Genomic DNA, 11072 nt, shown 5'->3' with positions numbered 1-11072 from the left:
ACTATGAAGATATTATCAATAAATGCTGTGAGGCATGGAATGAATTACTTTCTGAAGTTGGCCGATTGAAAAGTCTATGCTCCCGTTCATGGGCTGTTATTTCATAATTTAAAAATGGAATTGGTATTAGAAGGCTTTTAAAAGCTAAGCTTAATGAAGCTTAAGCTGTGGTCGGGTTGTTCTGCTGATCAGATCCTTCAAAATCAATGTCCCGGTTCTCAGCTTGCCAAAGAGCGTCATCTGGTGCATTCGGTACAGGCTGATGTAAAACCATTTGGCCAGCGTTCCCTCAATCATCATATCGCCGGTAATGGCACCCATCAGGTTTCCTACGGCACTGAAACGACTCAGGGAAATCAGGGAACCGTAATCCTTGTAATTGAATTCCAGTGGGGTGGAGCCATTGACTTGTGCTATCAGGCTTTTGGCCAGCAGTGATGCCTGTTGATGAGCGGCCTGTGCACGGGGAGGAATAGTAATGCTTTCATTTTTACTGTCGGTCAGGGTGCAGCTTGCGCAGTCGCCCATTGAGTAGATTTGATCGTCAAGCGTCGTTTGCAGAGTTGGTCGAACGACCAGCTGGTTGATCCGATTGGTTTCCAAACCGTCAATATTAGACAGAAACTCAGGAGCTTTGATTCCCGCTGCCCAGATTCTCAGGTCAGATGCAATAAACTCACCATCACGGGTCGTTACTCCGTCAGCCTTGATTTCACTCACCAGCTGCTGGGTCATCACTCGAATCCCCATTTTGTTTAACTGCTTATGAACACTGCTGCTGATTCGAACAGGCAGTGCCGGCAATATTCTTTCACCACCCTCGATGATGGTAACTTCCAAGTCCTCTGGCTTAATGGCATCGAGTCCATAGTGAGCAAGTTCAATGGCGGCAAAATGGAGTTCTGCTGCCAGCTCCACTCCAGTTGCGCCCGCGCCAATAATGGCAATTCGAAGCTTCGTGGTCTCGTTGCCGCTTGCCTGAGCGTGAAGGTAGTGGTTAATCAGAGTGGTGTGGATTCTTTCTGCCTGCTGACGGTTGTCCAGAAACAGACAGTGCTCTCTGGCACCCGGCGTATTGAAGTCGTTTGCTGTACTGCCCACCGCAATAACCAGTTGGTCGTATTTCAGGGTGCGGGCAGGCACAACCTGCTGGCCGCTGGCATCCGTAATCGGGCTGAGCCCGATGGATTTTTCTGCGCGATTCAGGCTTTCCATCTTACCGGGAATAAACTTGAAGTGGTTCCATTTGGCCTGTGCCAGATAACTTAATTCATCCTCAAAGGCGTTGAGAGACCCAGCTGCCACTTCGTGCAGGAGTGGTTTCCAGAAATGGGTATTCTGAGCATCAACCAGCGTAATTTCAGCGCGCTGTTTTTTTCCAAGTTTCTTGCCCAGGCGAGTGGCCAGTTCAAGGCCTCCGGCACCACCACCAATAATCACGATTTTATGGAGTTCGTTGTTCACGTTTATTCCAGCTTTATTTTCTAATTACTATGAAACTATGAAACTATGAATGCTGTTCTCAATTCGGAATCGGGTCGAAATTCCGTTTATCGTTATTTGTCAGTCAGCTCTTTGGTTGCATATCCTTCATTCAGGAGGGTATAACCAGGTAGCCGATGAAACGGCTTAATACACCGAGAACAACAATAACCACTGTTAGCCATGCCATCAGGCGTAATGGCCTGAATGGTGAACGTTCGACTTCATTAACCCCTTCCTTTAAATACTGATCGACTCTCTCCTGGTCTTCGGGATAAAGCCGCTTGGACTGTTGAGTGGAATTAGCAAAGTGCCTTTTATCGGTGATAGGTGCTGTAGTGTCTTGGCTCATGGTGATAACTCCCTTTCTTCAGCCAAAACATAGTACATTCTTCGATCAGCGGAAAGCGATAGTACAGTTTTTGACCGATTTATCAATCTTCCCCAGCCCTCAACCGAAAATGGCGTATAGCAGGCTAAGAAAAAGCATCCATTTCAATGTGTAGTAAAGCGTTCTGTTGTAATTTTTAATCCGTTTGCCCAGCAGGCGAATCTGGTAGAGGTATTGGAAGGCTCTGTTCAGTCCTCCAACCCTGTCTCCATCAAGGTTTTTGGTGGCACTGGCCGCCATTACCAGGCGGGAGAATGCGCGATTAAACACTCCGGCCAGCGGATTGTTCAAAGGGCGCTCTACGTCACAGAACAAAATAATACGATCTGTGTCGGTGCTGTTTTCAGCAAAGTGTATGTAGGTTTCATCAAACATTACCGACTCCCCATCTTTCCAGTAATACGTCTCGCCATCAACATTTATAAAACATTGCTCGTGATTGGGGGTGATCAATCCAAGGTGATAGCGGAGTGATCCGGCATAAGGGTCACGGTGTTTGACCAGTCGACTATCGGGGGGGAGCATGGCAAACATGGCGGCTTTGATATTTGGAATCTGTTTCAGGAAGTTAACGGTTGATGGACATAAGGCAGTGGCAGAGGGCAGCTCATCTCCATACCATTTTAAATAGAATCGTTTCCAGCCGGATTTGAAAAATGAGTTAAACCCAATGTCATTCAGCTTGTCAGAAGATTTTATATGCTGCTGCCTGTAAAGCATCAGGGCCTCATCACGGATAACCTCCCAATTGGCATCAAGCATTTTGAGTTCCGGAAAGTGGCTGGTATTAATATAAGGGGTGCAGGGCACCTTCGAGAACAGATACATAATGGCGTTCACAGGCGCCATAAAGGTTGAGTGATCACTGAGTTGTCGAAATGGTTGGTGGCGAACGTTTCCTCTATGGTGGGTATACAGTGCAGCGGCAATGCAGTAGTAAATGAACAGGAGCTTTGGAGCCAGTAAGTCTGCAATCATGGTTACTATCCATTACGTGATGCTGGATAACTATAGTTCGTTCTCACTTCTCAAACAGGGGCAAAGGGATGAAGCTTAACAGGGAATTGTTGGGACTCGCTTTCAGGCAATGGCGTTATCAATGGCGGCAGAGTTTCAGGGAGCTGAAAAGCTATGGCCGAAACCCACGGTTTGTTTTTCCATGGTTGTGGCTGAAGCTCAGTTATCTTCTGGATAGCCCTTATGCTGTCAGTCGTCGTTATCAGCGTCGCATCAAGGCGGATAATATTTATGTCTATGGCGAAACGCCGTTGACCAGTCTGGAGGTAATTGCTGAAAGAACTGGTGTGACCGCTGATGACCATGTGTTTGAGCTTGGTGCCGGGAGTGGTTTTACCAGTATCTGGTTGCAGGGAGTTAAGGGGTGTCAGGTTACGGCTATTGAGCAGATACCACTGTTCTGCTGGCGTTTACAGCGTACCAGCCAGCGTATGCGACTGCATGGTATTGATGTTCGTTGTGACGACTATATGGAATCTCCACTGGAAGACGCATCAATTATCTATCTGTATGGCTCAAATCTTGATGGCTATGTGATTACCGAGCTGGCTGAGCGTATGGCCGAATTGCCCGCAGGCATAAAAATTATTACGGTCAGCTATGCGCTGCAGCCATTTCTTCATCAACAGGCATTTAAGGTTACTGACCAATTCACTGTGCCTTTTGAGTGGGGGGAGGCGGAAGTTTTTCTACAGGAAAGAATGTCTGCTACTGAAGTTCTGAGGGTTATGGAGTCTGGCAGTAGTGAGTCAGATAGCTATTCTGTAACAGCTCCTCAGAGGGAGACGGTAGAAAATGAAGCATGATTTTCTATACGAGAATAGCAACGACTGAAAGCGTTTATCTTGACCTGGTTAATGAGAACTCTCTTATATCAACAGAGCCTAGAACATGCGTTGCAAGGAGGAAAGGTTGCTGACAATCCGTTTGCCATAGCGCACAATCAGGTCAGGAGTCTTCTGCTCTGGAAATTTCTCAAAACTGCTGTGTATAAACGACCAGGCGGCGTGTGCCTGCTGGACTGGTTCCATGGCGTGTGGATGATCACTTAACTCATCATTAAAAGCGGTCATTCGTTGATCAAAACGGTTGGCCAGTGTTTTCAGTTGCATTTGGCTGGCAATGGCGGCCTTGGCATTTTGTTCTGAAACCAGCAGGCTCAGGTAGTCTCTGGTCATATATTGCATGAGTAGCGCTTGCTCCAGAAAGCGTGGCTTACCAGTGTTTCCAGGTAAGGTGTTGGCGATTTTTTGTCTCAGCAGCAACAGCTGACGATCCATTTTAGCCAATACTCGCAGCAATGAGGTTGCAGAGGGAGGCTCGTAGCTGGCTGGAATGGTGCTCAGCCAGGTAATGTGTTTGCTGATTACAGGCCAGAGCGACACGACGGTTACGAGCAGGTTGTTTGCTTCTGGATCGTGAAGGCTTTCTGGCAGGGTGTGGATGCTGATGTTTAATGATTGCTGCGCTTGCTGTAGGGCTTCTCTGGCACCCTGGTCGAGAAAGTCAATCTGCAGGCGGTGAATGCTGATCAGTATTTCATTGAGTGCTATCTGCTGCTGGATGATCATTGCAGGAGATACAACAGAGGCTTTTTTTTCGCTTGCTCTAACACCGAATGCCAGCAGGAGTGTGGACAAGGTGATAACCATTGCTGCACGAAAAATCATAGTGGCTTCCGGGTTGGGTTTTTATCAGGTGTTTATCGGCAAGCCGGATGCTCGCTGTAGGAAACAGACCTGTATGCCCTCTGCGATGAAAGCTTCTGCAGTATGATGTATGCACCCATCCGTGGGTGCCAGATCAATCCCTTATAACTATTTGTATCAAAGTTGTTCTGGTATAGATAGCCTTTAGTTGGTAGATGCTTACTTCTGTTTAAGCTGCTCTTTCAGTTTGTCAGGAACGCCTGTGATGATCAGCTGATCGTTGGTTTCATCATAGCGAATCTGTCCGCCCAGCAGCTCTGCATCAAAAGAGAGGCTGAGTCCCTTGCTTCTCCCTGTGTAGCGCACAAGTTGTGTCAATTTTCGGCGTTCCGGAGACATTGGGCTGCTCATGTCATAATCCCGGGTGTTTACAAAGCGGGCAAAGTCATCCGGGCCAGCTTCGCTCAGGTGGCCGGTCAGCTCCTGCATTGAGAGACTTTCTCCCTCGTCCAGTTTGTTCTGGCAGTAATCGTAAACCTGTCGTTTAACTATCGTTCTGTTCTCTTCTACCGGCTCCTCCTGACAATATGCCTCTACTGCCTTGAGAAGGGTATCAGCTTCTTCTTTACTGCTGCTGGTTTCACTGCAGCCAATCACTTCCTGAAATACGGTGCTGAGACGTTTGCCTCCTTTTGGGCGAAGAAAAGATAAGTAGCGCCCGGCTTCCGGGTTCTTCTGCCAGTCGGTAATGTTGATACGACAGGCCAGAGACATTCGAGCGGTGTCCAGGTAGGACGTGTCTTGAATGGTCAGCTCATCGGTAATGGTGACACTGTTCTGGCTGCTGAGCATGCAAAGCAGAAGATAACGGGTCAGACCCTGTTGATAGTCTGCGAACATGACGTAGCCACCACTGATGGCTCCGGCCTCACTGAGGTTTTGCCCAAGGCGGGTCAGTGTTTGTGTGGTGAACTGAGTAAAGCCTGAAGCCTGTTCATCCGAACTTTGATCCATATATTCCTTCAGGCGCTTGGGAAAACCCTCCTCCGCCAGGTCGGAAAACTGGCCATAACACTTGTCAGGTTTTTTATTATAGGTTTGTAGCAAGTCATCCAGTACCAGCTCCAGGGAGGGGGAGGAGACCAGACTCTGGGAAGCAGGAATGGCGTGTAGCTGTTCTGAACCATGAGTAAGGTCCAGTTTGTGAACAATAATCTGTTTGATGGTCATGATTTGATGCTGGAAAATCTGGATTGATGGCTCAATATGGTACAGGGATTCTGCGTGTTTTGCTTTACTCGACAAATTCCTGATCTCTTCGGGAGTGTTGTTGTCCCAGAAGCTGGAAGTGACAAAGAGGCCAAATCAACGCTGCCCACAGGCTGATGCCAAAACCCTGAAGCCAGATCAGTGTGTAGATAACAAAAGTCTGCTCGGTACCTGTTTGTGGCTCAAAGCGAAATGGCCAGACCAATAGTACTGTTAACAGCCCGGGAATCGTTCGAGTACTGATCAGTTTCCAGGATGGCGCGAGCATGGTGAAGGAAGTTTGAGTGCTGGCTATCAGAACAGCCAGAGAGGTTCCAAACAATAAGCCCGAAAAAAAGGACAATTTCTGATAAGGGTACGGGCTGCCATTGCCCGACCCGAAGCCTAATACCTCATGAGCAATAGTCGTTGCCAGCCATGGGATTGAGGTTAGCAATAGAAGGGTGAGCAACTGTTGGTGAAAACGTTTGTTCTGCAGCCAGTTTATAAACCTTGCGCCATATCTCCAGGTGATCAGAACGATGCAGGCTCCGTTTATCAGTCCCATCATGATCTGGGAAGGATAGTGAACTCCTAGGTAGAGTCGCGAAATAGCAATCAGTGCAATAAGTGCCACTGCCAACAGTTTAAATAATCTGGTAGGGGTGCTGATTAATGCGCCTCCCCAGAATACGACGGCATTCTGGCTATGCCCCGAGGGCATGCCCCAACGATGTTCTTTCCAGCCATTGAAGAGCTCGGGGTGATCATAATAAGGCCTTGGAGAGTCGAATATCTGCCGACAGCCACCAAACAACAATGTGCTGGCCAGTATGGTACAGGTGAGCCGTGTAGCCAGTGATATGAAACCGCTCCAGTAGAGGGCTGCACAGATAAGCAGATAGCCGCTCAAGTATCCTGCGGTGGACGCTATGCGAAGCCAGAAATCTAATGGTGCTAGCATTGCCTGAGAACTGGCAATGAGTTGGGCTGAATCCATCATGGCTTACTTTATTGGGACAGGAGAGGAGTAAAGAGGTTGTCCAGGCTCTGCTTGACCTGTTTGTCCAAGGCATGCTGATTTGGGTTTACTTTGGCCATAAGCTGGATACTTAGATACAGGTTCAGAAGCTCGCTGGCGATGACTTCATGGTCAATAGTAGCACCACTCTTTTTTTTCGGTTCGGTAAATTTGTCAACAAAGTCAATAAAACCTTTGCGCAGCAGCTGGATGCCTTTCTTTACCAGATTTGACGCGTCCGGTGGTAGCAGGTGAAGCTCATTGCTGGTGGTCACCAGGAAACAGCAGTTTCGATAGCTGGCTCCTTGTCCATGGCGATAACCTGAGGTGAAGAAGCGACGGAGCTCAAGAAGTGATGGACCGTAGGACAGATATTTATCGATTCTTGGTTGAAGTTGCCATTCAAGATAGTGTTCGAGAACACAGATATATAATCGTTCCTTATTTTGGAAATGATAATAAAGGCTGCCCGGATGCATTTCGGTGACTTCTTCCAGCTGCTTCAATGAGCAGGCATAAAACCCCCTGGACCAGAAGAGTTCAAGAGCATCGCTTATCACTTGTTGTCGATTGAATGAGGATGATCGTCCCATAGGCGCCTTATTGATTATTGTCACTCTAAGTTAGCAGAGTTTTTATCTCTGTTAACAGTCCTGTGGTGCTAATGGTCGGCTTGTGCCATGATTCCCAAGTGTTGCGCAAACGTTACAGGCCACTATTCCAGAGGTGACACATCATGGCACTGACACCTTCCTTTATGGTTGAACTGGGTTTTCAAGCTCCTGATTTCAGTTTGCCGGACGTGTTTTCCGGGACTGAAAAAACAATGGAAGATGTGGCTGGCAGTAAGGGGGTTCTGGTCATGTTTATCTGCAACCATTGCCCTTATGTTGTTCATATCGAAGAGGCTCTGGTGGCATTGGGTAAGGAGTTTCATGGTACTGATCTTGGGATTGTTGCGATCAGTGCTAATGATGTGACTGATTATCCGAAGGATGGTCCTGAGTTGATGGCCCAAAAGCGCTATGGTTTTCCTTATCTTTATGACGCAACCCAGAAGGTGGCTAAGGCCTATAACGCTGAGTGTACGCCAGATTTTTTTCTTTTTGATGCTGATTTGAAATGCATTTATCGAGGGCAGTTTGATGACTCAAGGCCCGGGAATGGCAAGCCGGTGACAGGAAATGATCTCCGCAGTGCTATGACCGCTTTGCTGAAGGGATTGCCCGTCAGTGACGATCAAAAGCCCAGTGTCGGATGCAATATAAAATGGCGTGAAAGTTAACGGTCGCGTCCTGCGTAGTTCTTTCGCCAGGTATCCTCACCCATGCATTTTATCTGCTGATCAATCATCCAGTTGAAGGCCTTCAGCAGTGACGCATGGGAGTCAGTTTGCAGGTTGATTTCCCTGAGTAAGGTGACAGAAGCTTCGACGGTTGACAGTGCTTCGTCACCCGGTGCTTTTCGGATTCGGTAATTTGAGCGAGCGGTATCATTTAGTGTAATGGCAGGCAGCTTCTGCAGAGCAGGGTTGCAGTGATAAATTCTGCGGGCCTTTCGCCATGTGCCATCAAGGATGATCACAACTTCCGGAGTCGTCTCTGAAAGTACTTCTCTGCAGGCACGGGCATTACTTGCCGGAAATAGCAGGTAGCAGGACTTTGTATCCAATAGTGCCTGCAATTGCTGATGTTCAGAAAAATCCTCTCCGACCCAGAGCTGACAATTTTTAATGCCCAGCTCCACGATGCGTGCACTGTTTAATGGGTGTTTTGCTTCCCGTGGATGCTGGAGGATTACCAGATCGATACAGGCATCTTCTGCTTCAATGAGGTGACAGTAGCACAGGCTGACTGGTTTAAGGCAATGGGTGCAGCTTTCTCTGGACATTGATGATTGGAGTGTCTGCTCGGGGTATATGAGTTTATAGGAAGGGGTTTGCAAGCAGCAAATAAGCTGAAGGGAGGCTTATTTGCTGCAGAGGAGGTTAGCTAGGATTTTTCATCTGAAAAATCAGTTTTTCAGCGGTGCAGTCAAACTCAAACATGGCTCGAATCACTGTCTGGCCATTTTCATCAACGATTTCAGAAGAGATTTTGCAGTTACCGGAACCGATTTTGGCCGCTTCTTCTTTGAGGTCATCAAATCGCGATTCAGCATTGACGCCGGATAAGTCAATAGTCAGAACGGTATCGTCTTCTTTAATGATAGTGCCAACTTCTACGCAGTTGCAGGCTAGGCTTTCGTACTGGTCTTTCTCATTCATGGCTACTACCCTCATAAAAATACAGTCGTCCAGACGAAAAAAGCCGGGGAAATCCCCAGCTTTTTTATTATTGAAGCTGGATCATAGCGTTGAATACTGGTTCACACCAGCAGATTCATGACAAACATGGCCATCAGGGAGTTCAGGATACAGATCCCGAACAAGATAGGATAACGGCGACCATCGGTACCGATAACACCAAGAATACGGCCAGCGTACTGAATAGTGGAACCCATCAGGTAGATAGCGGGAGCCAGAATCGCGATATCGCGGGCGTGCAGGGCACCTTCATTCAACAGGCCTACGGCAACACCAACCGCTCCGCCCATGGACATCACTGCTGCCATCAGTACGGCAGCACCTTCGCCAGGTACGCCAAACAGCGCCATCACCGGGCCGAACACGGTAGCCAGAACATTCAGGAAACCGGTCAGGGACAGAATCTTGATGATCACGAAGGCCATCATGATGTTAGGGATAATACTCCCGATACCGATGCCCCAGCCTTTGCGGGCGCCTTCAACAAAGACGTCAGTGATCATCTTTTTACTTTCTGGTGCAGCACTCATGATCAGTTTGCCTCCGCAGTCTTGGCAGTGATTTCTTTTTCGCCGGATTTCTTGTCAATTGTCTTCAGGTATAAACGCATGATGTTGGCGCCTACGATTTTGAAGACAAACATCACCGCCAGGGCAAGACCAATAGAACCGGGAACTGCAGCACCCGTCGTATCGGACAGGGTGAACAGAATGGCGCCGGAACCAAAGAAGTTAACGATCAATGCACCGCCAGAGAACTGGAATGCGGTAAAGACATCTTTTTCTGTGTCAGTCAGTTCGCCTTCATCTGCAAGCGATTTGGTCAGGCCTGCGCCAACGTCGGTGGACTGCAGGCTGCCGATAATAGCAAGACCGGTAGAACCAGGAATGCCCATCAGGGGGCGAAGCAGCGGTGTCAGCATTTTACGGGCGGCTTTCAGTGCGCCGTAATGCTCAAGCACAGCGATCATGCCCAGGGCAAACATTGCCGTAGGAACCAGACCCAGGGCAAACAAAAAACCATCAGCTGCACCGCTACCACCCACGCCACGGAAAGCAGACATGCCGCCAGTAGCGTCTTTCATCAGCTTACCAAAGCTGCCATTCAGAGTGGTGAAATCAAAGACACCATACCACTCATTAGACTTAAGCAGTCCGGAAAAGAACACGACAGCAAATGCCAGTGCTATATAGGCTCCGATGGAGACCTTTTCCTGGTCATCAGTTTTCATTGTTTCCCCCTGGGATATTTACAAGAGTTGCAGGGCCTGTTGACGTTTCGTTGTGTGCTCAGCGAATCAGGGCGTCCCTGTGACGAGGCTCGGCATTGCAGGAAGGCTGGTTGCCTTTCAAAATGCCGCAACGAAGACATAGGGGCACCCTGATGCGCCCTCAGGGTGGTTCAGAAAAGCGCCATCTGCTTTGTCAGACTTGCTTGACGTAGAATAACTACGTGCGGCACAAGTCTTTCGCGCATATGACACTTTTCTGAGCCACTGAGCTCGCAACGAAACGTCAACAGGCCCTAGAAATCTGATCAAAAAATTTACGTTGCCTGAGAGCTTATAAGTCTGCTGTGCAAGATAGAATCAGGGTTAGACGCAGTATTTCGTACTTTGGTTTCGGTTCTTACGAAAAGGCCTTTTTATTTCGATCAACTTTTTCCGGACACATTAGTGGCAATGTGTTGTGCTCTGTTGAAAATTGAAGGAGTTAAACGAGAATGGGGTGTTTTTCTGTGAGGATGTGGGGTTTTTCGTGGGTAGGTGATTTCCCTTTTTTCTTACGTGTTTCTGGTATAGGCTGCGCCTTGTTGTACTCATTAAAGAAGTAATACCAATCGCATTTTCTAAATCCTTAAGCTGCCGCCAACTATGCTTAGGCATCATTACCATGCATTATCTAGAACAGATGTCTCGTCGACCACAGCTACCCGAAGGTTTTAATGATGTTGATTTTC

At 48.0% G+C, this 11072-nt stretch carries 13 protein-coding genes; 2 read left to right on the top strand and 11 right to left on the bottom strand.

Features of this window, described 5'->3' with window-relative positions; all coding sequences use genetic code 11:
- Nucleotides 1-150: 150 nt before the first annotated feature.
- From AK963_RS20145 to AK963_RS20135, 3 genes are all read right to left on the bottom strand, one after another.
- Complete coding sequence (locus tag AK963_RS20145; RefSeq protein WP_066017224.1) at nucleotides 151-1464, bottom strand: FAD-dependent oxidoreductase; 1314 nt, start codon at nucleotides 1462-1464, stop codon at nucleotides 151-153.
- 130 nt (nucleotides 1465-1594) lie between these two features.
- Nucleotides 1595-1834: a DUF3094 family protein gene (locus AK963_RS20140; protein WP_083232801.1), complete on the bottom strand. Its 240-nt coding sequence runs from the start codon at nucleotides 1832-1834 to the stop codon at nucleotides 1595-1597.
- 99 nt (nucleotides 1835-1933) lie between these two features.
- A complete protein-coding gene (locus tag AK963_RS20135; protein WP_066017223.1) occupies nucleotides 1934-2851 on the bottom strand; it encodes an aspartyl/asparaginyl beta-hydroxylase domain-containing protein in 918 nt (305 codons plus the stop codon).
- 68 nt (nucleotides 2852-2919) lie between these two features.
- Between AK963_RS20135 and AK963_RS20130 the strand changes: the two genes are divergently transcribed.
- Nucleotides 2920-3696, top strand: a complete 777-nt coding sequence (locus tag AK963_RS20130; protein WP_066017222.1) for an SAM-dependent methyltransferase — start codon at nucleotides 2920-2922, stop codon at nucleotides 3694-3696.
- Between the two features lie 78 nt (nucleotides 3697-3774).
- On the opposite strand, the gene AK963_RS20125 is transcribed toward AK963_RS20130, so the two are convergent.
- The 4 genes from AK963_RS20125 to AK963_RS20110 form a co-directional block, all read right to left on the bottom strand.
- On the bottom strand, nucleotides 3775-4560 hold the full coding sequence (locus AK963_RS20125; RefSeq protein WP_066017221.1) for a hypothetical protein: 786 nt from the start codon (nucleotides 4558-4560) through the stop codon (nucleotides 3775-3777).
- Nucleotides 4561-4758: 198 nt separating this feature from the next.
- Nucleotides 4759-5769 carry a nucleoid-associated protein gene (locus tag AK963_RS20120; protein WP_139117547.1) on the bottom strand — a complete coding sequence of 337 codons (1011 nt, stop codon included), beginning with the start codon at nucleotides 5767-5769 and terminating at the stop codon, nucleotides 4759-4761.
- 64 nt (nucleotides 5770-5833) lie between these two features.
- Nucleotides 5834-6790, bottom strand: coding sequence for a phosphatase PAP2 family protein (locus tag AK963_RS20115; protein ID WP_083232800.1), 957 nt, complete (start codon nucleotides 6788-6790; stop codon nucleotides 5834-5836).
- 8 nt (nucleotides 6791-6798) lie between these two features.
- On the bottom strand, nucleotides 6799-7401 hold the full coding sequence (locus tag AK963_RS20110) for a TetR/AcrR family transcriptional regulator (protein WP_083232799.1): 603 nt from the start codon (nucleotides 7399-7401) through the stop codon (nucleotides 6799-6801).
- 143 nt (nucleotides 7402-7544) lie between these two features.
- Between AK963_RS20110 and AK963_RS20105 the strand changes: the two genes are divergently transcribed.
- Complete coding sequence (locus AK963_RS20105) at nucleotides 7545-8093, top strand: thioredoxin family protein (protein ID WP_066017217.1); 549 nt, start codon at nucleotides 7545-7547, stop codon at nucleotides 8091-8093.
- Here the strand turns inward: AK963_RS20105 and AK963_RS20100 are convergent.
- The 4 genes from AK963_RS20100 to AK963_RS20085 form a co-directional block, all read right to left on the bottom strand.
- Entirely contained in the window at nucleotides 8090-8698 is a 609-nt protein-coding gene (locus AK963_RS20100) for a tRNA-uridine aminocarboxypropyltransferase (protein ID WP_066017216.1), read from the bottom strand. The genes AK963_RS20105 and AK963_RS20100 overlap by 4 nt on opposite strands.
- A 97-nt stretch (nucleotides 8699-8795) precedes the next feature.
- Nucleotides 8796-9074 (bottom strand): DUF406 family protein, encoded by a 279-nt coding sequence (locus tag AK963_RS20095; RefSeq protein WP_066017215.1) that lies wholly within the window; start codon nucleotides 9072-9074, stop codon nucleotides 8796-8798.
- A gap of 101 nt (nucleotides 9075-9175) precedes the next feature.
- Nucleotides 9176-9643, bottom strand: coding sequence for a YjiG family protein (locus tag AK963_RS20090; protein WP_066017214.1), 468 nt, complete (start codon nucleotides 9641-9643; stop codon nucleotides 9176-9178).
- Between the two features lie 2 nt (nucleotides 9644-9645).
- Complete coding sequence (locus AK963_RS20085) at nucleotides 9646-10344, bottom strand: nucleoside recognition domain-containing protein (RefSeq protein WP_066017213.1); 699 nt, start codon at nucleotides 10342-10344, stop codon at nucleotides 9646-9648.
- Nucleotides 10345-11072 lie beyond the last annotated feature (728 nt).

This window comes from Endozoicomonas atrinae (assembly GCF_001647025.1).
GTDB classification, from domain to species: Bacteria; Pseudomonadota; Gammaproteobacteria; order Pseudomonadales; family Endozoicomonadaceae; genus Endozoicomonas; species Endozoicomonas atrinae.
The sequence above is the reverse complement of the archived record's forward strand: the minus strand, read 5'-3'. Positions and strand labels throughout refer to the sequence as shown.